Here is a 22,159-nt window from a genome sequence, read left to right on the forward strand (position 1 = left end):
GGTGCATGGGTGTACTACGGCGTCGGAGCATGTGTCTGGCGGGGGCTCCCCTGCCAGACACCGAGGTCAGCGGCCCAGCTGCGGGTCGCTCGTGAGGGTTCCGGCGTTCTCAAGGCGTCCGGCGAGGACGCGGACGAACTTGGGGTCGGCCGAGGCGGTGACGGTGAGGTCGTACCATCCGCCCTGGGTCGGGACCACGACAGTCTTGCCCTGGCCCGGGTTGAGCGACAGCGACTGCGACCCTCTGCCGTACGCGTCCTTGAGCGTGAGCTCGGCCTTGGCCGCGCCCGTGTTCATGATGCGGAACTGGGCGTGGTCGGCCTTGCCGTCGGCGGCGACACTCACGCGGACGTCCGCGGCCGCCGTCGTGCCCGCGAGTCTCCGGTACCAGCCGGCCGGGCCGTGCATCTGCACGTCGTACTCGGGGCCGAGGATCCACGAGGCGTCGAGCGCTGCGCCCGCTCCGATCGTGTAGGAGTACGGCGCCTGGGGCAGGAGGTTCGAGCGGACCTGCACGTGCGCGCCGAGGGCACCGCGGTTCGTCCAGTGCGCGCTGAGGGTGCCGGCGTCGAGCGTTGCCTCGAGGTCGAGCGCGTAGCCAAGCGCCCGGGAGGGGCGGATGCCCTTCTCCTGGGTGGGCATCGTGTTGACCGTGGGCGGCACCGGCACGTAGCTCGGGTACCTCTTGGCGCTCGCAATGTCCGCATCGCTCGGCTTGTAGGCCGCGGTGCCCGGCATCGTCGGGACGGCACCCCCGCTGGCCGAGAAGTCGAACGCGCTCGTGAGGTCACCGCAGACCGCGCGGCGCCACGGCGTGATGTTCGGCGACTTCACCCCGAAGCGGGCCTCGAGGAAGCGGACGATCGAGGTGTGGTCGAACGTCTCGGAGCAGACCCAGCCCCCCATGCTCCACGGCGAGACGACGATCATCGGCACACGGACGCCCAGTCCGTAGTGGCCGGGGACATCGGCCTTGCCGGAGGACGTCATGCGCCCGTCGTACCACTCGCCGTAGGTCGAGACCGTGGACGCACCCGGGATCTGCGGGTTGTTAGGGTGCGGCGGGACGATGTGGTCATAGAAGCCGTCGTTCTCGTCGTACATGAAGAGCACCGCGGTCTTGCTCCACACCTCCGGGTTGGACGTGAGGATGTCCAGGATGTTCGCCGTGTACCAGGCGCCGTAGTTCGGGGGCCAGTTCGAGTGCTCCGTGTACGTCTCGGGTGGCACGACGTAGGAGACCTGGGGAAGGGTCCCGTTCCTGACGTCCTCCCGGAAGATGCGGAACAAGTCGTCGTGGCCGCCCAAGAGGTTCGTGCCGGTTCGCGCCTTGTCATAGAGCGGGGTGCCCGGCTTGGCGTTCTGGTACTGCAGGAAGTACAGGAGCGAGTTGTCGCCATAGTTGCCGATGTACGGGTTGCCCGTCCAGCCCTCGTAGTGCGCCGGATCGAGGCCCTCGCCGATGTCCTGGTAGACCTTCCAGCTCACGCCTGCCTTCTCGAGCTCCTCCGGGTAGGTGCTCCACGTGTAACCCGTCTCGGCGTTCCACAGGTCCGGGCCGCCGCCGACGCCGCTGCCGTTGCCCTTGCCGAACGGGTCGTCGCCGCCGGCGAACATGTAGTACCGGTTCGGGTCCGTGGGGCCGAGGACCGAGCAGTGGTACTGGTCGCAGACCGTGAACGCGTCCGCGAGCGCGAAGTGGAACGGGATGTCCTCACGCTCGTAGAACGCCATCGTGGCGTCGGTCTTCTCCGGCAGCCACTTGTCATTCTTGCCGGCGTTGAACGCGAGGTGCGTCTGCTCCCAGCTGTGGTCCAGGTCCTCCATGAACTGCATCCCGAGATTCTGCGCCGTCGGGTGGAAGGGCGTGACCTCGCGGGTGAGGTTTGCCTGGTGGAACGCGTCCTTGCCGCTGGGCAGGATCGCCGGGTGCGGATCGCCGAACCCGCGCACACCCTTGAGCGTGCCGAAATAGTGGTCGAACGCGCGGTTCTCCTGCATGAAGACCACGACGTGCTCGACGTCCTTGATCGAGCCGGTAGCACGGTTGGCGGGGATGCTCGCGGCGCGGGCTATGCTCTGGCCGAGCATCTGTGAGATCGCGGTCGTCGCGGCCCCAGCCCCCGAAAGCTGGAGGAAACGTCGACGGTTCAGGCTTGTCATGGACTACTCCTAGTCACTGGTCTTGACGGCCCCCCAGGCCTCACCACTCTTGTGGTCAGTCCTTACATCCCCGTGAACGGCCTGTGATGCCCCGCTGAACATGCAGGGAATGGAAGCGGCGGCGCGATGCTCGACAGCGCGGCGAGTGCCTGCCACGATCGTGCACGTGGACACCGGACCAGCCCTTGGCCCTCGCCTCCGGGATCTCGCACTCCTGCGCCGGGTGCGGGACCGGATCGACCGCGAGTACGCGCTACCGCTCAACGTCGAGGCCCTCGCCCGTGGCGTGCACATGTCCGGCGGCCACCTGAGCCGGCAGTTCCGCCAGGCCTACGGCGAGTCGGTGTACCAGTACCTCATGACCCGCAGGATCGAGCGGGCCATGGCGCTCCTGAGGGTCGGAGAACTCAGCGTCACGGAGGTGTGCTTCGAGGTCGGCTTCTCCTCTCTCGGCACTTTCAGCACGCGGTTCTCGGAGCTCGTGGGCGTGCCGCCCAGCGTCTACCGGGACCAGGGCACGGACGTCACCGAGGGCATGCTGCCGTGCATCGCCAAGCAGGTGTCGAGACCGGTCAGGAATCGAGAAGCACGCCCCGCGGTGCGCGCCTAGCGTTGTCCTCATGGAACTCACCATTCATGCAGCCGCCCTCCCCCACGTCGATCCAGAGGCTTCCCTCGCCTTCTACCGCGACGCCCTCGGCTTCGAGATCCGCCAGGACGTCGGGAAGGGCACGATGCGCTGGATCACGGTCGGCCCCGCCGCCCAGCCCACCATGTCCATCCTCCTGGCCCCGCCTGCCACCGACCCAGGAATCACCGACGACGAGCGCCGGATGATTTCCGAGATGATGGCCAAGGGCACCTACGGGTGGATCCTTCTGGCCACGCCCAACCTCGATGAGGTCTTCGAGAAGGTCCAGGCCACCGACGCCGAGGTCATCCAGGAGCCCACGCAGCAGCCGTACGGCATGCGCGACTGCGCGTTCCGTGACCCCGCTGGCAACCACATCCGGATCCAGGAAATCCGCTGATGTGCCTCCCCGCGTGGGCGCCTGCTCGCGCAGCCGTGCCGTACCCGCACGAACTCGCGCGGGTACGGCGGGTACGCGATCAAATCGACCGAGAGCACACGTTGCCCTTGGACGTGGCGGCGCTCGCGCACGGCGTCGGCATGCCGCCGCGCGAGCTGGTCAGCGAGTTCACCCGTGCCTACGGCATGTCCCCGGGCGCATACCTGGCGGTGCGCCATCGCGAACCGGCCACGCAGGCGGGACCGGCCCCAGCGCCGTCGTCCGCGTTAGCCGGCTGAATCACTGCAGGACCACGAGCTCGGCCTTGCCGTCCGTGAAGAATTCGTCGCCGCTGCCGTTGCGGCCCATCTGCGGGTGGGTCACGGGTACGAGCTGCTCGGGGTATCCGAGCGAGCCGATGATGTAGGCGCGCTCGCCGTCGATGTTCGGGTCGATGTGGTGCGTGGGCACTTTCGCGGCGCCCGCGAACTCGATGCCGTCGTCGAAGCTGGCCGTGGCCTCCCAGATGGGGCGGCCGTCCGGCGCGGTGAAGTCGGTGCGCCAGATGCGGGTGTGGTGGCGCTGGCGCAGCAACTGGGCCGCTGTTGCCTTCTGGAAGGCGATCGCCTCGGGCTGCCCGGCCATGAACGACGGTGTCACCGGCGCCGTCGAGTACTGCCCGCCTTGGAAGCCCACCGCGAAGGCCCGGAGGGTGTTGGCGAACGTGGAGGGGTCGGCCCGGTCCCAGCCGTGGCCCTCGAATGTCCGGACGAGCTGGTCCTCGGATCCCACGAAGATGAAGTTTGCGGGCTCCATGTGGTCTCCCGTGAGAGTCTCGCTGTAGAGCGGCAGCCTCGCAAGCGACGCCGGGTCCAGCGCTGGCAGTTCCTGACTATGCCGCTCGGCGAGGTGCTCCTGCGGATGGATCAGCTCAGGTGCAGCGACGAGCGCGAAGAGTATCCCTATGGCGGGCACGACGGCGAACACCCGCCCCGCGCGGTCGGACCTCCTTTTGTGCCTGACCACCGGGAACCGGGTCGCGATCTCCAGGAATCCGACGAGCACCGCCAGGATGGTCGCCCCGAGCAACATCCCGCCCCATACGTCGCTGACGAAGTGCACGCCCAGGTACACCCTGCTCATCCCGACGAGCAGGACCACCACGAGGTAGGCGGCGATGATCGCTGCCCGGGCCGCCGTGGAACGGTAGGCCTTCACGAGCAGGTAGGCGATGAGGCCGTAGACCACGGTGGCGCGGATCGCGTGCCCGCTCGGAAAGCCCAGAGGGCCCTGCACGAGAAGCGCCAGAGAGGCATCCGGCCTCGGACGATGGGCGATCTGCTTGGCCACGTCCGCGAGGAGCTCCTGGGCTACCACCGTCCCAATCACTGCAAGAGCAAGGAAGCGCCGACGCCGCCACCACAGGAAGCCCGCGGCCAGGACCGTCAGGAGGATGAGCGACTGCCAGTTCACGAGCATCGTCGCGGCGGCGAAGAAGTCCGTCTCCCCCGAGGTCCTGACCTTCGGCATGAGGTTCGCAATCCGCTCATCGATCTGGGCCAGAGGGCCGCCGTTCCCGGTGGTGAGCGCGACTCCGAGGAAGTTCACGAAGGGCACGGCGGCCACCACCACTGTCGCGGTCAGCCAGATCCCCGTGGCTGTGTCCTTGAACCTGTTCCTCAGCCACCTCGCCCACGCAGCGTTGGAGGTCTTGGCCCGCACCACATACTCGTTCGAGCCGAGGCCCGTCCACGCCGATGCCGCGAGGGAGCGCAGCATCCGCCCCGGCAGGGTCAGCGCCCTGACCAGGGCAAAGACGAACACCGTGATGAACACGGCTTCAAGGAAGATCGCCGTCAGGAACAGCATCGGCGAGACGAACAGCGTCAGGGTCCTCACCGCATACAAGCCGGCGAGCGCGAGAGCCAGGGCCAGCAGCGCCACGAGGAGATGGCCGCCCGCGCCCGTCCTGTGCGTCCGGGAGCTTTCGCGACGATCGTGTCCGGTCTCCAGCGCCATAAGGCAGATTCTCCGCACTTTCCTGAGTGGTTCCTGCGCGTATCCAGTTTCAGGGTGCGCTCAGGGCGAACCCCTACTCCGCTGGGTGCCCCCAGCGGCCATAATCAAACGGTGAGCATTCCCGGCAACGCCCCCCGGCGAAATCCCTACCGGGACCCGAGCGCCTACTGGCCCGACGGGGTCCCGCCCGTCGGCTCGCACGTGCCCGGGTCGCAGGGAATCGACGGTCTTGTGCCGGACGGCCGGCGCCGCGGCGAGGTCGCCCGCCGTGGCGAGCCCGCGCCGTCGTCCGCACAGCCCCACCGGCGGAACATGCCGCGGCGGGCGCCCAAGCCCTTATCGCGGCTGGCGACCGTCCTCGGTGCCATCTCACTGGGCTTCGGGATCATGGCCCTGACCCTCGGGGTGGTGCCCTGGATCGGCGCGTTCCTCTCGGCCGGGCCCCTGGCCGCCTCGGCGCTGGCCGCCTGGGGCTCCTTCGCCCGGTCGAAGGTGCTGGCCGCACGCGTCTCCGCCATGGCTGTCGCGGGTGCGGCGCTAAGCGTGCTGCACGTCGTGATGCTGTTCGTGCGCTGAGCCGCCAGGGTCTCAGTCCTCGCTATGCGCCTCGCGCCGACGCACGCTGAGCAGGTCCACTTCCGGGCGGCCCGCAACGAGGCGTTCGACGGCGTCGAGCACCTCGAGCGTGTGCGCCCTGTCTGGGCTCACCAGGCCCGCTCCGATCTTCGCCCGCCTGTGCAAGTCCATGTCCCCCACCTCCGCGACGGAAACCTCGAAGCGCTTCTTCACGTCGGCGATGATGGGCCGGATCACTGAGCGCTTCTCCTTGAGGGAGTGCACGTCCCCGAGCAGCAGATCCAGCTCGATCCAGGCGATCCACATACGCCCATTCTCCCCAGCCCTGGCGTTGAGGGGTCACATCCCAAGGCTGAGGGGTTGGGAAGTCAAGGGAACGGTGCAACGTTTCAGGCGGCGGTGAGGAGTCACATCCACGCTTGAGTGGCCAATGTCAGCACATTGACCTTTGAGACATGACCTCTCAACGTTGGGAAGTGACCCCTCAACTGGATGCGGGGGGCGGCGCTGTCACAGGAGGCCGAGGCGGCCGAGCCGTCGGCGGGCGGCCGCCTCGCTCGGCCCGACCGGGCCGAGGGCCCTGCCGATCACGGAAAGGGTCGCCTTCGCCGCGCCGGCCATCGGCAGCGGCACGGGACCGAGGCGCGGCCGCGCGAGTCCCAGTAGGTCCAAGTGCCGCTGCGGCATCGTCTCGAGCACGGCGCCGAACAGCACCGCGTAGCCCGGGCGCAGGAGCGGATCGAGTGGCGGGTGCCGCAGGAAGGCGACCACCTCGTCAACCCGAGGTCCACCGGCGAGCTGCCCCGCGGCGTCGTACGCGTCGATCCGGGCCAGCAGCGCGGCATTGGTCCGCGGCGGATGGGCCACGCCCATGAGTTCACCCGCCATGGCCCACTCGGAAGCATAGGCGTCCGCGCCACCGGGCACCGGCCCATCGAACGCCTCGTAGCTGCGCAGGAATGCGTCAGTAAAGGCGAGGTGCACCCACTCGGCGAGGTCCGGATCGTTCGCCGAGTACGGCAGGAACTCGCCCTTGCCGGAGATATAGGTCCCCGTCACAGATGAGTGCACGTGGCGGACCCGTTCGGACGCACGTTGCGCCGCCTCGGTGTCCCCGTAAGTGACCGTGAAGATCCAGCGGATAGTCCCAGCGAGCCGCGCGAGCGGATCCGAGCGATAGTTCGAGTGGTCCACGACTCCCGCTAGCACTCTCGGGTGGAGCGCTTGGGTCAACAATGCCCTGATCCCGCTAGCGATCGGCGCCATCGAGCTATGGACCGCCCAGACGGCTGAGTTCGGGGCGAAGTAACCCGCGTCCTCGCCCTGCTCCAGAGCCGTCTCCCACGCCGGCACGCTCTCGGACTGTCCCGAAAATGTCAGGCGGAGGCGTGTGCGCAGGGGACCGAGCAGGTCAAGGAACACATGCCAAGCCTACGGCGGGAGCCGTGATGTGTGAACCAGGGCGCCGCTGGGGCCCCCTCCGGTGAAACGGAGCCGGGGCCCCAGCAGGAATTGCCTACTTTGCCCAGTACACGTGGTTGGTGAGGGGGCGGAAGTCGTCCTGGCCCGAGACGCTGACAACCTCGCCGATCAGGATGACGTGGTCCCCCGCGTCCACCCGCTGCCAGAGACGACACTCGACGCGCGGGACGTCCGTGGCCACGATCGGTGAGCCCAGCAGTCCGGGCTCCCAGGCCAGTCCCGCGAACTTGTCCGCCCCCTTCGCCGCGAACCGCGCCACGAGGTCCCTGTGCGACTCGGACAGGATGTGCACCGCGTAGTTGTCGGTGTTGATCCAGGTCGCGTACGAGCTCGACTTCTTGTCCACCGCCCACGAGACGAGCGGCGGATCAAGGCTGATCGACGTGAACGAGTTGCTCACGAGGCCCGCGATGGTGCCGCCGTCCGCGGTGGTGATGACCGCGATCCCGGTGGCCCAACAGCCCATGGCGCGGCGCAGGTCGGCGCCCGTCACAAGGTCGAGCGGGGTGGCGGTCATGAGTTCCTCCAGCAGTTGGCCGGACGCCCATGGTTTTCAGGCGCCGTACTTGCCACGGATGGCCACCGCGGCCGAATCCTCATCTGGGGCACCCCACTACGTCAGAGGGTTGCCGCCCGGCCAGCCAGAGCTTAGCGCCGGGACTCTTGATCCAGTCCTTCACACTACGGAAGGCTCCGCCGTGGCGTCCAGCACAGGGAAACAGAAAGAAACATTGACATTTGTTACGTGCACCTCCACGCCTCCTTTGCGCACCTTGCGTCCGGCGCGCGAAGGTGGAGTGACCATCCCGAGCGGCCGAGAGATCTGGCTCCCTGACGCCGCAGCAACCATGGCTCCCGCAACCGGGCCACAGGTGCTACCGCCAGAAACGATGGAGTATGCACATGCCTTCTGCAGTGGCCCCCGCGACCCCTCCCGCAGACGCGATCACCAGGGCGGCCCGCGCCGTTCCGCTGGAGTTCCGCGGCGTCGCCCAGCAGTTCGCGGGCCGAGGGAAGCACGACGCCGCCACGCGGGTCCTGCGCGACGTGCACCTCACGCTCGCCCCCGGCGAGATCCTGGCACTGCTGGGCGCGAGCGGGTCCGGGAAGTCAACGCTCCTGCGCATCGCCGCCGGCCTCGACGCCCCCGCCGCCGGGGAACTGCTCGTGGCTGGGGAACCGAGCACTGGCATTTCGCCAAGGTGTGCCGTCGGATTCCAGGAGCCCCGGCTCCTGCCCTGGCTGAGCGTGCACGAGAACGTGGCCCTTGGCCTGCCCAAGGGAACCGACAAGAGCGAGGGGCGGGCCGCCGTCGAACGCCTCCTCGCCCTGGTGGGGCTCGAGCACTGTGCCGCCTACCGCCCGGCGGAGATCTCCGGCGGCATGGCGCAGCGCGCCTCGCTGGCGCGCGCCCTGGCCCGGCGCCCCGGCGTGCTGCTCCTCGACGAGCCCTTCGGCGCCCTCGACGCCCTCACCCGCCTCAAGATGCAGGACCTCCTCCTTCGCGTCCACGAGGCCGAGCCCACAACGGTGCTGCTCGTGACGCACGACGTCGACGAGGCCCTCCAGCTCGCCGACCGGGTCGTGGTGCTCGGCGCGGAGCCGGGACGGCCCGGCGCGACGGTCCAGCACGTCCTCGACGTCCCGGGCAAGCGGCCCCGGGACCGCGGCGACGCGGCCCTCGCCGAACTACGCCGCACCCTCCTGTCCACGCTGGGCGTGGACACGCACCACCAATAACCCCACCCGCGCACTCACCCATCTGCAAGAAGAGGTCTGTCATGCCTGCCGTGCCCGCATTCCACTCATCGCGCCGCTCGTTCCTCGCCCTGGGCCTCGGCGCCGCCGCCCTAGGCCTCAGTGCCTGCGCCGGAGAGGGTGCCGGTGGGGCAGCCGCCGCGAACGGCGGCGGCAAGCCGGGCACCCTGAGCATCGACTGGGCCACGTACAACCCGCTCTCGGTGGTCATCAAGGAGAAGGGCTGGCTCGAGGAGGCCCTCAAGCCCAAGAACGTCACAGTCAACTGGGTCCAGTCGGCCGGGTCGAACAAGGCCAACGAGGCGCTGCGCGCCGGGGCGGTCGACGTGGGCTCGACCGCTGGCTCCGCCGCCCTCCTGGCCCGTGCCAACGGCTCCCCGATCAAGGCGATCAGCCTCTACTCGCAGCCTGAGTGGGCCGCGTTCGTGGTGGGCAAGGATTCGAAGGCCACCGCCGTTGCGGACCTCAAAGGCAAGCAAATCGCAGCCACAAAGGGCACGGACCCGTACTTCTTCCTACTCCAGGCCCTCGAGGCCAATGGCCTCAAGCAGTCCGACGTCACGGTGCAGAACCTCCAGCACGCGGACGGCCGGGCTGCCCTCGAGAATGGCTCGGTGGACGCGTGGAGCGGCCTCGACCCGATCATGGCGGCCGCCGAGCAGAACGGCGCGAAGCTCATCTACCGCAACATTGACTTCAACACGTACGGCTTCCTCAACGCCACGGAGCAGTTCCTCAAGGACCGTCCCGAGCAGGCCCAGACCGTGGTGGACACCTATGAGAAGGCCCGCGCGTGGGCCGCGAACAACCTCGAGGAGACCAGCGCTCTCCTGGCGAAGGCCGCGAACATCTCCGACGCCGTGGCGGGCAAGGTCATCAAGGAGCGCACTCGCCTCGCCATCAACCCGGTCCCCGGCGATGCCCAACTGGCCGTCCTGAAGAAGGTGGGCCCCATCTTCGTCGCCTCGGGCGACGTCTCGGGACAGGACAAGATCGATTCGGCCCTCGCCTCGCTCCTCGAGCCTAGCTTCGCGTCGAAGGCCTCGAAGTGACCAGCCCCCGGCCTGAGCCCCAGGTCGAGACAGCGGACGACGCCGGAGACGCCCCGGCCGCAGTGCGTCCCACCTCGCGCGGTGGCCGCCGCGGCGAGGGCGCGCGCGACGCCCGGGCCGCCCTCAAGCGCGCGGCGATCGGCGCCATCGTGCCCCTGGCGCTGCTGGCACTGTGGCAGTGGTCCACGTCGGCCGGCCTGTTCAGCGCGGTTCAGTTGCCGGCGCCCGGCGCAGTGCTCGCCGCGGGCGTTGAGCTCGCGGGGCGCGGGGAGCTGTGGACGCACGTGGGCATCTCCACGCAGCGCGTGCTGCTCGGATTCCTGATCGGCGGGACGCTCGGGCTCGCGTTCGGCTCGCTCGTGGGGCTCTCGCAGTGGGCTGATCGGCTGCTCTCGCCGACGATCGGGGCGCTGCGCGCCGTGCCGTCCCTCGCGTGGGTGCCGCTGCTCATCCTGTGGCTCAAGATCGGCGAGAACTCGAAGCTCACGCTCATCGCGATCGGCGCAGTCTTCCCCGTCTTCACCACGGTGTACCTCGCGCTGCGGCACGTGGACCGCAAGCTCGTCGAGGCCGGGCGGGCTTTCGGGCTCGGCGGGCTGCAGCTCCTGACCACGATCCAGCTGCCCGCCGTGGTGCCCGCGATCTTCTCGGGCCTGCGGCTCGCTCTCGCGCAGGCATGGCTGTTCCTCGTCGCGGCGGAGCTGATCGCGTCCTCCATGGGGTTGGGCTTCCTGTTGACCGACTCACAGAACAACGGGCGGACGGACCGGCTGCTCCTGGCGATCGTCCTGCTCGCCGTGATCGGCAAGGTCACCGATGCGCTGCTCGGTGTGGCTGAGCGGTGGGCCGTGCGGCGGTGGGCGTAGCCCGGCACGTGCTGGCCGGGTGAGGCGCACGACGGCGGGTGCGCAGCCGCCGTCGTGCGCCCCCTTTGTTACGGGCTGGACACGGCAATTTTGCGCCCGCCGCCACAAATGCGTGAAAGTTGCAGCAAACCATCCCGAGCGGCCGAGAGATCTGGCTCCGTGACGCCGCAGCAACCATGGCCCCGTGCGCGGGACACCGGTGCTACCGCCAGAACCGATGGAGATGAGAATGACCCCGCTGGCCGATATCCACGCAACCACCCCTGTTTTCGACAATCCCGGCCAAACAGGCCCGGAGCGGATCGCGTTCTGGGAGGACGCCGCCCGGCGCCTCGAGTGGGCCAAGCCCTGGGAGCGCGCTCACACGTGGATCCCCGCGAACGTCGGGGCCAACGAGCCGCCGGTGATCCGCTGGTTCGAGGGCGGGAAGCTCAACGCCGCCGTGAACTGCGCGGACCGCCACGTCACTGCCGGGCGCGGGGACAAGGTCGCGCTGCACTTCGAAGGCGAGCCCGGCGACCGCCTCACCGTCACGTACGCGGACCTGCAGCGCCGCGTCTCACGGGCCGCGAACGCGCTGGTAGCGCTCGGCGTCGGCAAGGGCGACCGCGTGGTCATCTACTTGCCCGTACTCGTCGAGACCGTGGTGATCACGCTCGCGTGCGCCCGGATCGGGGCCGTGCACTCGCTCGTTTTCGGCGGCTTCTCCGCCGAGGCGCTCCGCTTCCGAGTCGAGGACACGGGCGCCAAGCTGCTCGTCACCACGGACGGCCAGTACCGCCGCGGCAAGGCCGTCCCCGTCAAGGAGAACGCCGATGCCGCAGTGCGCGGTGGGGCGGCCGGCGGGGACAACGCCGTCGAGCACGTGTTGGTGATCAAGCGCACCGGCTCCGAGATCGCGTGGACGCCGGGGCGGGACGTGTGGTGGCACGAGCTCGTCGACGCCCAGCCGGAGACACACGAGGCCGAGGCCTTCGACGCCGAGACGCCGCTGTTCATCATGTACACGTCGGGCACCACCGGGAAGCCCAAGGGTCTGGTCCACACGACCGGCGGGTACCTCACCCAGACGTCCTGGAGCCACGAGTACCTGTTCGCCAACCCCGACCCGGCGCTGCGGGAGAAAGATGTGCACTGGTGCACCGCGGACCTCGCGTGGGTCACGGCGCACACGTACGAGATCTACGGGCCCCTCTCGAACGGCGTCACGCAGGTGATCTTCGAGGGCACGCCCAACACTCCACACCCGGGGCGGCACTTCGAGATCATCCAGCGCTACGGCGTCACGAGCTACTACACCGCCCCCACGCTGGTGCGCTCGCTCATGGGCTGGTTCCCGGACGGCGTGCCCGCCGAGTACGACTTCTCCTCGATCCGCGTGCTCGGCACCGTGGGGGAGGCTGTGAACCCGGAGGCGTGGCGGTGGCTGCGGACGCATCTGGGACGTTCCTCCGGCGGCGATGTTGACGGCGGCGTGCCGATGGTGGACACGTGGTGGCAGTCGGAGACCGGCGCGACCGTGCTCTCGCCCCGCCAGACCGACGCCTCGTTCAAGCCCGGGTGCGCCTCTCGGGCGCTTCCGGGCCTCGCGACGGCGATCGTGGACGACGATGGCGCACCGGTTCCGCGGGGCGTGCAGGGCAACATCGTGGTCACCGAGACCGGACCCGCCATGGCCCGGACCGTGTGGGGCAACCCGCAGCGCTACCTCGACTCGTACTGGCGCAAGTACGCCGAGCAGGGGTGGTTCCTCGCCGGGGATGGCGCAAAGTACGACGCCGACGGCGACACCTGGATCCTCGGCCGCACCGACGACGTGCTGAACGTCTCGGGCCACCGCCTCTCGACGATCGAGATCGAGTCGGCCCTCGTGTCGCATCCTGCCGTCATCGAGGCCGGGGTCTGCCCCGTCGAGGATGCGGTGACGGGACACGCGGTGGCAGCGTTCGTCGTCGTGAATCAGGACGCAGTGGTGGGGCTGGACGCGGAACTGGCTGACGCCCTCCGTGCGCACATCGCGAAGGAGATCGGACCGATCGCGAAGCCGCGAGACGTCGTCGTGGTCCCGGACGTGCCGAAGACGCGCTCGGGCAAGATCATGCGCCGCCTGCTCACGCAGCTCTTCGAGGGCACCACTCTGGGTGACACGACGAGCCTGCAGAACGAGCCGTGCATTGCGGAGATCGAGAAGGTCCTCGCCGCCCGCTAGGCACGAAACCGGGACTCCGGATTGCTGGGACGCGGCTCCGCGTTGCTAGGACCTGACCCCGGATACTCAAAAGGTGACCCCGCGTTGCTGTTCCAACGCGAGGTCACCTTTCCGTGACCCGGAGTCACGTCCCTGGGACGCGAGGTCAGATCAGACCGCGGCGGCCTCGAGCTCGCCCTCGCGAACCTTGGCGAACGCGACGGTCCAGGCCACGAGCTGGTCGAGCATCGGGTCCACGGACGCAGCCTGCAGCTCGGTCGGGGCGAACACCGAGAAGTTCTCGAAGTCACCGAACAGCGAGAACATGCCGGTCTTCTGCACGTGCGCGACCTGGAGCTCGGACAGCACGCCGCGCAGGTGCTCCACGGCGCGCGCGCCCATCGCGGAGCCGTACCCGACGATGCCGGCGGCCTTGTTGGCCCATTCGGCGTTGAGGAAGGAGATCGCATTGGCGAGAGCCGGGGTCGTGGAGTGGTTGTACTCGGGCGTCACGAACACGTAGCCGTCGAATTCAGCGATCTTCGCGGCCCACGCCTTGGTGTGCTCGCCCTGGTAGTTGCCGTACGCGGCGGGGAAGGCCTCGTCGAGGAGCGGCAGGTTGAAGGAGTCGATGTCCACGAGCTCGAACGAGGCGTCGCCACGCTGGTTCGCGCGGGCCACGAGCCACTCGGCCACTTGGCGGTTCACGCTGCCGGGGCGCGTGCTGCCGGTCACCACGGCGATGCGGGGGGCACCCTCGCGCACGACGGCGGCACTCGCCTCGGCGGGGACAGACGCCGGAGCGGCGGGAGCCGCAGTGGCGGGGGCCTCGGCGCGGTGGGCAGGGGTTTCAGTCTTGCCGAAGAGCTTCTTGAACCAGGACATGACGCCTCACAAGGGGAAGTAGTTGATGTTTCAACTAACACTATACGGCATGCAAGTTGACGTATCAACTTACCTGCTGCACATCTCCTTGCCTCGCCCGCTTCCCCTTGTCTGGCCACGCAAGGAGATACGGGTCAGACAAGGAGATGCGAGGCGCGCAGGCTGAAGTCCCGCCGTGACCCGGTCACCCGAAGCGGGTCGGGTTCACGCCAGCGCGGTACATCGCGGCCGAATCCTCGTCCCGCCGCGTGCGCAGCCGACCGTCCATCTCGGCGGCCGCCCGAATCTGAGCAGCGAACCAGGGCCATACCCGGCGCAGCGCGCGCCCAAGGCCCGAGAAGTCCGGCAGCCCGAGGAGATCCCCTGAGACCTCGGGGATGGTGGTCTGCCGCACCAGCGCGGGTCCCCCGGCCCGGGGTGCCGCGCTGAGCGGGAGGGGGACGAACGACGGTCCGTTCCCGCCCGGCGTCGTGCGTCCCCCGCCCGTTGCGGGCCGCGAGTGCGGTGCCCGGACGGGGCGCGGCGCGGTGGGGCGCACGGGATAGAGGAGGCGCTCGTCGGCGGAAGACGGCGCGTGGCCGGCAGAGGCGCCGACGCCGCGGGCCTCAATGGCGTGGGGGTCGGGGAGCCGTACGTCGGAGTCGCTGCCGGCGGCGGTTTCGGTGCAGTTGTTCGTTGCCATGACCACGAGTGTGCGACCCACCTCTGAGGTGCCCAACGATTCGGGTCTTACCGAATCCTCGCCCTCCTAGGGGCGTCATACCTACGCTGGACGCATGTTCATCACGCTCACGAGCGAGGACCTCACAAAGGTCCATTTCGAGACGTCTCCGTTATGGGAGACAGTCACGAGTCTGCGGGCGCTGCAGGCAGGCACACCGCTGCACCGGCCGTGGATCGCAGAAGCCAGGCAGCGCATCACGGCCAGCGATGACCCGCTCGCCCGCGAGCACCTCCGGGTCCTCACCACGCTCGTGCAGCCGCAGGGATTCATCGCTGACTCGCTCACGCCCACGCCATCGCACGCGGACACCTTCGCCGAGGCCCTCGACGCCGTCGCCGGGGTTCCGGCAGAGCTGTGGCTGCGCGACCTCGACTGCCTCGAGGGGCGCAAGCCCACGGGCTACGTCCGCGCGACGCTCGACGAGCTCCGCGCCGACGTCGACGCCGCCGTGCCCCGCATTATCGCGGCGCTGCGCTGGTATTGGCACACCGCCGTCGAGCCGTACTGGCCCAAGCTGCGCTCGGTGCTGCTCGCGGACATCGACTCGCGCCTTGAGGAGCTCTCGCGCTACGGCATCCAGGAGGTCTTCAAGACGCTGCATCCGAGCGTGCGTCCCACGCCGACGGGCCTCGAGATCACCCGCGGCTGCGAGGCCACGGACCTCCCGGCGCCCGGCAGTGGGCTCATTCTCGTGCCGAACGCGTTCGTGTGGCCGTCTACGCTTGTGCTGAACATCGCCCCGTTCGTCCCGACGATCACCTACGCGCCCCGCGGCGTCGGGCGCCTGTGGGAGACAACCCGGGAGACGCGCGAGTCCCCGGTCTCGCGGCTGCTGGGCCGCACCCGGGCCCAGATCCTTGCGCAGCTGGACGTGCCGATGACGACGACGCAGCTTGCCTGCGCACTAGACCTCGCCGCCGGGACGGTCAACGCGCACCTCAAGGTTCTCGCGGAGTCCGGGCTCGCGGAGGCACTGCGGGCTGGCCGCGAGGTCTTCTACCAACGCGGCCGCGTGGGCGAGGAGCTCCTCGCGAGGGCGTGACGTGTCGCGTCAGGGACATGACCCCTCAACACTGAGGGGTCATGTCCCTGACGTTGGGGGGTCTGGCGCGACCGGAGTCCCCACAACGGGAGGGCGGCGGCTCACGCCCTAGTGCGCCGCTCCCACTGTTGCCTCCCCGATGCTGTGCAGCGCGATCGGGGGCGTCCCGTTGACAAACCAGTCCCCGAGCCCGCGCGCCTTGAACGCCACGGGGTTGTGGGTCGCGACGGTGCGGGCGTCGCGCCAGTGGCGGTCGAGCGCCTTGCCCTTGGACACCGCAGAAGCGCCGGCAGTATCGAACAGCTGCTGCGCGGCGTCGATGACAAGCGGCGGAACCGCCACCTGGGCAAGGTCGACGGCGACTGCTCCTCGCACGTAGCTGTCCTCGGCGGGGGCGTCCGGGCCGAGGGCGAGCGCGGCGTCAAGTTCACGCGCCGCGGCGAGCACCGAGGACTCGGCGGCGAACGACTTCCCCGCAAGCTGCCCCACGAGGTTCAGGATGAGCGGGTCGTCCCGGAACAGCTGCCCGGACCCGGTCGAGAACGTGCGCGTGCGCTTCGCGACGAGCGCGGAAGCGTCCGCGACTACGGCCTTGCCGATCCCCGCGAGGACGGACAGCAGCATGAGCTGCAGGAAGGCGGGCTCGTGCGTGGTGGACTCGGTGCGCGGCACAGCGTCCTCGGCCGGGATCGGCACCTCGCGGAACACGGCGGTCCCGGTGCCGGTCATCTGCTGGCCGAACCCGTCCCAGTCGTCGCGGATCTCGACGCCGGCGTGGCGGGTCGGCGCGATCGCATACAGCCGGGAGGCCTCGCCCTCCGGTGATGCCATGACGGCCACGTAGTCGGCGAAGATCGTCCCCGTCGTGTAGTACTTCTCGCCGGTGAGGAGCCATCCGCCATCCGCGGCAGGCGTGAGCCGCGTCGCCACAGTGCCGAGAGCGTTTCCGGACCGCTCGGTCGCGGCGTTGCCGAAGATCACGCCGTCCACCACGCGGCCAAACCACCGCGCCCGGAACGCCTCGTCCTGGAGCGAGATGGTCTCGACGAACGCGAAGTGCGAGCGGAGCAGGTGTCCCACGGACGAGTCCGCGGCAGAGAGGTCAACGAGCAGCCGCACGAGCGTCTCGACCGACGCGCCGAAGCCGCCGTACTCCGCAGGCACGCGGATACGCCCGAACCCGGCCTCCTTGAGCCAGCCCACCTGTTCGAACGGCAGGGTCCGGTTGAGCTCGCGCTCGAGCGCCCCCTCGGCGATCCGGGCAAAGACCGGCGCGAATCGTTCGGCGAGTGCTGCGTATGAGCCGCCGCGCGGCGTCGTGGTTCCCATGGTTTTCCTCCTCGTACGCCCACATAGCTGCGGCATCGTCTCGAACATAGTTCGATAGGGCCGGGGGAACGGGGTCGGTTACGAAATGTTGTGCGACCGAGGGCGAGGGCGTCAGGCGTACGACGGCGCGCGGTTCGGCCGCGCGCCCCCCGAACGATATTCGACGCGCCACGCCGTCGCCCAAGTGTGACGAAATAATTTGCATCGTTACACCCTGTTTCCGGACAATCAGATGAACCATCCCGAGCGGCTGAGAGATCTGGATCCGTGACGCCGCAGCAACCCGGGCCCCCACCGGCCACAGGTGCTACTGCCAGAAGCGATGGCGAGTGTCAGGAAACGCTCCGCGTCGCGCCCGAGTTCCAAGGAGCGCAACCATGACCGATCACGTGATCGACCTCGAGACCCCGCTGAAGTTCGCCTACTGGGTGCCCAACGTCTCCGGCGGCCTCGTCGTCTCGACCATCGAGCAGAGGACCAACTGGGAGTTCGAGTACAACAAGAAGCTGGCCCGCATCGCGGAGGACTCCGGCTTCGAGTACGCCCTGACCCAGACCCGGTACGCCGCGAGCTACGGCGCGGACAAGCAGCACGAAGCGACCTCGTTCAGCCTCGCTCTCCTCATGGCCACCGAGCGCCTTAAGGTCATCTCCGCCGTGCACCCCGGCATGTGGCACCCCGGCGTCCTCGCGAAGTTCATCATCACCGCGGACCACCTCTCCGGGGGCCGCGCCGCCGTGAACATCGTCTCCGGCTGGCTCAAGGACGAGTTCGTGAACTTCGGCCTCGAGTGGCTCGAACACGACGAGCGCTACGTACGCACCGAGGAGTTCATCAACGTGCTCCGCGGCCTGTGGACCGAGAAGGACTACTCGCAGTCCGGCAAGTACTACAACATCACCGACTTCACCCTGAACCCAGCGCCGGTGGACGTGCCGGGCCGCGCACACCCGGAGATCTTCTTCGGCGGCAACTCGACTGCCGCGCAGGCCGCCGCCGGCCACACCGCGGACTGGTACTTCTCCAACGGCCGCGACCTCGAGCCGTTCAAGGACAACATCCGCGGCGTCCTCGCGGCCGCTAACACGGGCCGCACCGCGCCAGCCGCCCCGAGGTTCGGACTCAACGGCTTTGTGATCGCCCGGGAGACCGAGAAGGAGGCGCAGGACACCCTCCGCGAGATCATCGCCAAGGCCCACAAGCCCGCCGTCGAGGGCTTCGCCGCAGCCGTCAAGGAGGCCGGCCAGTCGACCAAGGACGGCAAGGGCATGTGGGAGGACTCCACGTTCGAGGACCTCGTCCAGTACAACGACGGCTTCCGCACCAAACTCATCGGCACGCCCGAGCAGATCGCGGAGCGCATCGTCGAGTACAAGAAGATCGGCGTGAACCTGTTCCTGACCGGCTACCTGCACTTCCAGGAGGAGGTCGGCGCGTTCGGCCGCGACGTGCTCCCGATCGTGCGCGAGCTCGAAGCGGACCTTGCGCGCAAGAACGGCACCGAGCTCCGCACGGACCTGCTTCCCGTGACTGTTCCCTCCTCGGCCTCCGGCCTCGAAACGGCAGGTGCCCGCTGATGGCCGAGCGCCAGTTCGGGTTCCGCACCCGCGCCCTCCACGCCGGCGGCACGCCTGACGCCGAGCACGGTGCCCGGGCGGTCCCGATCTACCAGTCCACCTCGTTCGTCTTTAAGGACACGGACGACGCCGCGAACCTCTTCGCGCTTCAGAAGTACGGCAACATCTACTCCCGCATCGGCAACCCGACGGTGGCGGCGTTCGAGGAGCGCATCGCGTCCCTCGAGGGCGGCATCGGCGCAGTGGCAACGAGCTCGGGCATGGCCGCGGAGTTCATCACCTTCGCCGCGCTCACCCAGGCCGGAGACCACATCGTCGCGTCATCCAAGCTGTACGGCGGCACGATCACCCAGCTCGACGTGACGCTGCGCCGCTTCGGGGTCGAGACGACCTTCGTCGACTCGACCGACCCGGCGGCGTTCAAGGCGGCTCTCCGCGAGAACACCAAGGCCGTCTACACCGAGGTGGTGGCCAACCCCTCGGGTGACATCGCCGATCTGGCCGGCCTCGCCGCGGTCGCCCATGAGCACGGCATCCCGCTCGTGGTCGACTCAACCCTCACCCCGCCGTACATCCTGCGGCCGATCGAGCATGGCGCGGACATCGTGATCCACTCGGCCACGAAGTTCCTCGGCGGCCACGGCACCACGCTGGGCGGAGTCGTCGTCGAGTCAGGGACGTTCAACTGGGGCAACGGGAAGTTCCCGTCCATGACCGAGCCTGTGCCGAGCTACGGCAACGTCTCGTGGTGGGGCAACTTCGGCGAGTACGGGTTCCTCACCAAGCTGCGCTCCGAGCAGCTGCGCGACATCGGCCCGGCGCTCCCGGCGCAGTCCGCGTTCCAGCTCCTGCAGGGCGTCGAGACGCTCCCGCAGCGCATGGACGCGCACCTCGCCAACGCCCAGCGCGTGGCCGAGTGGCTCGAGGCCGATCCGCGCGTCACGTACGTGAACTTCGCGGGCCTGCCCACGCACCCGCAGCACGCGTACGCGAAGGAACTCCTCCCGCTCGGGGTCGGCTCCGTGTTCAGCTTCGGGGTCAAGGGCGGCCGCGAGGCCGGTGCCAGGTTCATCGAGGCGCTCCAGATCGCCTCACACCTAGCCAACATCGGCGACGCACGCACCCTCGTGCTGCACCCGGGTTCCACCACCCACCAGCAGCTCTCCGCCGAGCAGCTCGTCGCCGCAGGCATCCCGGCGGACCTCATCCGCCTCTCCGTGGGCCTTGAGGACGTCGAGGACATCATCTGGGACCTCGACCAGGCACTCGCTGCCTCACAGGAGATCCAGGACCTTGAGCAGGGATTCGCGGCACCGACGTACGACGGCGAGGCGTGCGAGATCCCGTCGCTCGCCTCCCGCGGGGGTCACCAGCAGGAAGGAACGGCCAAGTGAGCACCGCCGAACCGGCAATCGCAGCCGAGAGCACCAAGCGCACCTGGGTGGGGCCGTCGGCCCCCGAGCGCCTCAAGATCCTGCGCGATACGAAGGTCATCGCGATCGTCGGCGCGTCGGACAAGCCGAGCCGGGCGAGCTACTTCGTGGCCACGTACCTGCTGTCCTCGACGAAGTACCGCGTGTACTTCGTCAACCCGGTGGTGAAGACGATTCTGGGCCAGCCGGTCTACGCCTCGCTCGCGGACCTGCCCGAGACGCCGGACCTGGTCGAGGTGTTCCGCAAGCACGACGACCTCCCCGGCGTCCTCGAGGAGGCCAAGGCCGTGGGGGCCAGGACGATCTGGCTCCAGCTCGGCTCGTGGCATGAAGGCGTGGCGGCCGGCGCCGACGCGGCCGGCCTGAACGTGGTGATGGACCGCTGCGTGAAGATCGAGCACGCCCGCTTCCACGGCGGGCTGCACCTCGCCGGCTTCAACACGGGAGTCATCTCGAGCAAGCGCCAGGTCCTGCCCTAGCCCGTCGCCCACGCCATAGGATGGTGGGGTCTCTGCACCGAGACCCCACAAGGTGAAGCGGTGACGGGTGGCCCAGCGGCGACCGCCCGTCGTCGTGCTTAAGCACAGTGATCGGCGCCACCAAACGGGGCAAGATGGTGCCATGACTAGCACCGCCGAACCTGGCTACCGGGTCCTGAATCCAGCCACGGGGGAGGTCGTCGAGACCTTCCCCACCGCCACCGACGCCGATGTCGAGGCAGCCATCGCCTCGGCCCAGTCCGCGTTCGAGTCGTGGAGGGACACTCCCATCGAGACGCGGGCCAAGGTCGTCGCGCGCATCGGGGAGCTGTTCACCGAGCGGGCCAACGAGCTCGCCGGGATCATCACCACCGAGATGGGAAAACCGCTGTCCCAAGCCAAGGGTGAGGCGGAGTTCTGCACGGACATCTTCACCTACTTCGCCGAGGAGGGGCCCGCCCTCGCGGCTGAGACGGAGATCAAGACGTTCTCGGGCGGCCGCGCCGTGGTCCAGAAGCTCCCGGTGGGACCGCTCCTGGGCATCATGCCGTGGAACTACCCGTACTACCAGGTGGCCCGCTTCGCCGCGCCCAACCTGATGCTCGGCAACACCATCATCCTCAAGCATGCCGAGTCGTGCCCACGCTCGGCTCTCGCCATCCAGCAGATCATGGACGACGCCGGCCTCCCGAAGGGCGCGTACGTCAATGTGTTCGCCTCCCACGCGCAGATCGCGGACATCATCGCGGACCCGCGCATCCAGGGGGTCTCCCTCACGGGTTCGGAGCGTGCCGGCGCGATCATCGGCGAGCTCGCGGGCAAGAACCTCAAGAAGGCCGTGCTCGAGCTCGGCGGCTCGGACCCCTTCGTGGTCCTCGACTCCGAAGACCCCAGGGCTGTTGCGGACACCGCCTGGGACACGCGCATGGAGAACACGGGTCAGGCCTGCAACTCCAACAAGCGCATGATCGTCATGGAGGACATCTTCGACGACTTCGTCGCCCAGCTCACCGCGCGCGCCCGGGACCTCAAGCCGGGCAACCCGGCCGAGAAAGCCGAGGACACGTTCGCCCCGCTCTCCTCACGTGCAGCCGCTGAGGGCCTCGCCGCCCAAGTGCGCGACGCCGTGGACAAGGGTGCCACCCTCCATGCGGGAGGCGTGCTCGGACAGGGCGATGCCGCGTACTACTCCCCCGCCGTCCTCACGGGCGTCACCCCGGAGATGCGCGCGTACAAGGAGGAGCTGTTCGGCCCGGTCGCCGTGGTCTACAAGGTCGGGAGCGACGAGGAGGCCCTCAGGCTCGCCAACGACACCCCGTATGGTCTCGGTGGTGCCGTCTTCTCCGGGGACACGGCCCGCGCCGAGAGGTTGGCCTCCCGGCTGGAGACCGGCATGTCCAGCGTCAACGCGCCGGCCGCCGAGGGCGCCGAGATGCCGTTCGGCGGCGTCAAGCGCTCGGGCTTCGGCCGCGAGCTCGGCCCGCTCGGCATGGACGAGTTCGTCAACAAGCGCCTCTACTACGTCGCGGACTGACACCGCTTGACGCACGACGGCGGCCCGGTCACCTTCCCAGGG

General features: G+C 68.9%; 20 protein-coding genes and 3 riboswitches. Of the genes, 12 read left to right on the plus strand and 8 right to left on the minus strand.

Annotated elements, in window-relative coordinates:
• Positions 1-66: 66 nt before the first annotated feature.
• Positions 67-2,163, minus strand: coding sequence for a phosphocholine-specific phospholipase C (locus tag LF262_RS09905; RefSeq protein WP_235780148.1), 2,097 nt, complete (start codon positions 2,161-2,163; stop codon positions 67-69).
• A 166-nt stretch (positions 2,164-2,329) separates the two neighbouring features.
• Here LF262_RS09905 and LF262_RS09910 point away from each other — a divergent pair, with 166 nt between their 5' ends.
• Both LF262_RS09910 and LF262_RS09915 read left to right on the plus strand, forming a co-directional pair.
• Positions 2,330-2,773, plus strand: coding sequence for a helix-turn-helix transcriptional regulator (locus tag LF262_RS09910; RefSeq protein WP_235780151.1), 444 nt, complete (start codon positions 2,330-2,332; stop codon positions 2,771-2,773).
• Positions 2,774-2,783: 10 nt separating this feature from the next.
• Entirely contained in the window at positions 2,784-3,194 is a 411-nt protein-coding gene (locus LF262_RS09915) for a VOC family protein (protein ID WP_235780154.1), read from the plus strand.
• A gap of 279 nt (positions 3,195-3,473) precedes the next feature.
• Here LF262_RS09915 and LF262_RS09920 read toward each other — a convergent pair whose 3' ends face one another.
• Entirely contained in the window at positions 3,474-5,192 is a 1,719-nt protein-coding gene (locus tag LF262_RS09920) for an LssY C-terminal domain-containing protein (protein WP_235780155.1), read from the minus strand.
• Positions 5,193-5,303: 111 nt separating this feature from the next.
• Between LF262_RS09920 and LF262_RS09925 the strand changes: the two genes are divergently transcribed.
• The gene (locus LF262_RS09925; RefSeq protein WP_235780156.1) at positions 5,304-5,768 is read left to right on the plus strand and encodes a hypothetical protein; all 465 of its coding nucleotides are present in this window, start codon (positions 5,304-5,306) and stop codon (positions 5,766-5,768) included.
• A gap of 12 nt (positions 5,769-5,780) precedes the next feature.
• On the opposite strand, the gene LF262_RS09930 is transcribed toward LF262_RS09925, so the two are convergent.
• The 3 genes from LF262_RS09930 to LF262_RS09940 all read right to left on the minus strand — a co-directional run bounded on the left by LF262_RS09930 (position 5,781) and on the right by LF262_RS09940 (position 7,767).
• Positions 5,781-6,074: a DUF503 domain-containing protein gene (locus LF262_RS09930; protein ID WP_235780157.1), complete on the minus strand. Its 294-nt coding sequence runs from the start codon at positions 6,072-6,074 to the stop codon at positions 5,781-5,783.
• 204 nt (positions 6,075-6,278) lie between these two features.
• Complete coding sequence (locus LF262_RS09935; RefSeq protein ID WP_235780158.1) at positions 6,279-7,190, minus strand: oxygenase MpaB family protein; 912 nt, start codon at positions 7,188-7,190, stop codon at positions 6,279-6,281.
• A 94-nt stretch (positions 7,191-7,284) separates the two neighbouring features.
• The gene (locus tag LF262_RS09940) at positions 7,285-7,767 is read right to left on the minus strand and encodes a flavin reductase family protein (protein WP_235780159.1); all 483 of its coding nucleotides are present in this window, start codon (positions 7,765-7,767) and stop codon (positions 7,285-7,287) included.
• A gap of 40 nt (positions 7,768-7,807) precedes the next feature.
• Positions 7,808-7,919, minus strand: a riboswitch (SAM riboswitch).
• Positions 7,920-8,048: 129 nt separating this feature from the next.
• Positions 8,049-8,147, plus strand: a riboswitch (SAM riboswitch).
• A gap of 6 nt (positions 8,148-8,153) precedes the next feature.
• On the opposite strand from LF262_RS09940, the gene LF262_RS09945 reads away from it, so the two are divergent.
• From LF262_RS09945 to acs, 4 genes are all read left to right on the plus strand, one after another.
• On the plus strand, positions 8,154-8,990 hold the full coding sequence (locus LF262_RS09945; RefSeq protein WP_235780160.1) for an ABC transporter ATP-binding protein: 837 nt from the start codon (positions 8,154-8,156) through the stop codon (positions 8,988-8,990).
• 41 nt (positions 8,991-9,031) lie between these two features.
• A complete protein-coding gene (locus tag LF262_RS09950; RefSeq protein WP_235780161.1) occupies positions 9,032-10,060 on the plus strand; it encodes an aliphatic sulfonate ABC transporter substrate-binding protein in 1,029 nt (342 codons plus the stop codon).
• Positions 10,057-10,926, plus strand: coding sequence for an ABC transporter permease (locus tag LF262_RS09955; protein ID WP_235780162.1), 870 nt, complete (start codon positions 10,057-10,059; stop codon positions 10,924-10,926). Before LF262_RS09950 ends, LF262_RS09955 begins: the two co-directional genes overlap by 4 nt.
• A 126-nt stretch (positions 10,927-11,052) precedes the next feature.
• A riboswitch (SAM riboswitch) is annotated at positions 11,053-11,150 on the plus strand.
• 5 nt (positions 11,151-11,155) lie between these two features.
• Entirely contained in the window at positions 11,156-13,135 is a 1,980-nt protein-coding gene (acs, locus tag LF262_RS09960) for an acetate--CoA ligase (protein WP_235780163.1), read from the plus strand.
• A gap of 150 nt (positions 13,136-13,285) precedes the next feature.
• On the opposite strand, the gene LF262_RS09965 is transcribed toward acs, so the two are convergent.
• Both LF262_RS09965 and LF262_RS09970 read right to left on the minus strand, forming a co-directional pair.
• Positions 13,286-13,999, minus strand: a complete 714-nt coding sequence (locus LF262_RS09965) for an NADPH-dependent FMN reductase (protein WP_235780164.1) — start codon at positions 13,997-13,999, stop codon at positions 13,286-13,288.
• A gap of 184 nt (positions 14,000-14,183) precedes the next feature.
• Positions 14,184-14,681, minus strand: a complete 498-nt coding sequence (locus LF262_RS09970) for a hypothetical protein (RefSeq protein WP_235780165.1) — start codon at positions 14,679-14,681, stop codon at positions 14,184-14,186.
• A gap of 94 nt (positions 14,682-14,775) precedes the next feature.
• On the opposite strand from LF262_RS09970, the gene LF262_RS09975 reads away from it, so the two are divergent.
• Positions 14,776-15,765, plus strand: coding sequence for an ArsR/SmtB family transcription factor (locus LF262_RS09975; protein ID WP_235780166.1), 990 nt, complete (start codon positions 14,776-14,778; stop codon positions 15,763-15,765).
• A gap of 108 nt (positions 15,766-15,873) precedes the next feature.
• Here LF262_RS09975 and LF262_RS09980 read toward each other — a convergent pair whose 3' ends face one another.
• On the minus strand, positions 15,874-17,094 hold the full coding sequence (locus LF262_RS09980) for an acyl-CoA dehydrogenase family protein (protein ID WP_235780167.1): 1,221 nt from the start codon (positions 17,092-17,094) through the stop codon (positions 15,874-15,876).
• 377 nt (positions 17,095-17,471) lie between these two features.
• On the opposite strand from LF262_RS09980, the gene sfnG reads away from it, so the two are divergent.
• The 4 genes from sfnG to LF262_RS10000 all read left to right on the plus strand — a co-directional run bounded on the left by sfnG (position 17,472) and on the right by LF262_RS10000 (position 22,117).
• The gene (gene sfnG / locus LF262_RS09985) at positions 17,472-18,671 is read left to right on the plus strand and encodes a dimethylsulfone monooxygenase SfnG (protein WP_235780168.1); all 1,200 of its coding nucleotides are present in this window, start codon (positions 17,472-17,474) and stop codon (positions 18,669-18,671) included.
• Positions 18,671-20,065 carry an O-acetylhomoserine aminocarboxypropyltransferase/cysteine synthase family protein gene (locus LF262_RS09990; protein ID WP_235780169.1) on the plus strand — a complete coding sequence of 465 codons (1,395 nt, stop codon included), beginning with the start codon at positions 18,671-18,673 and terminating at the stop codon, positions 20,063-20,065. The genes sfnG and LF262_RS09990 overlap by 1 nt, the downstream gene beginning before the upstream one ends.
• Positions 20,062-20,583: a CoA-binding protein gene (locus LF262_RS09995; RefSeq protein ID WP_372462759.1), complete on the plus strand. Its 522-nt coding sequence runs from the start codon at positions 20,062-20,064 to the stop codon at positions 20,581-20,583. The genes LF262_RS09990 and LF262_RS09995 overlap by 4 nt, the downstream gene beginning before the upstream one ends.
• A 142-nt stretch (positions 20,584-20,725) precedes the next feature.
• Positions 20,726-22,117 (plus strand): NAD-dependent succinate-semialdehyde dehydrogenase, encoded by a 1,392-nt coding sequence (locus LF262_RS10000; protein ID WP_235780170.1) that lies wholly within the window; start codon positions 20,726-20,728, stop codon positions 22,115-22,117.
• Positions 22,118-22,159 lie beyond the last annotated feature (42 nt).

This window comes from Sinomonas notoginsengisoli, from assembly GCF_021554725.1.
Taxonomy (GTDB): domain Bacteria; phylum Actinomycetota; class Actinomycetes; order Actinomycetales; family Micrococcaceae; genus Sinomonas; species Sinomonas notoginsengisoli.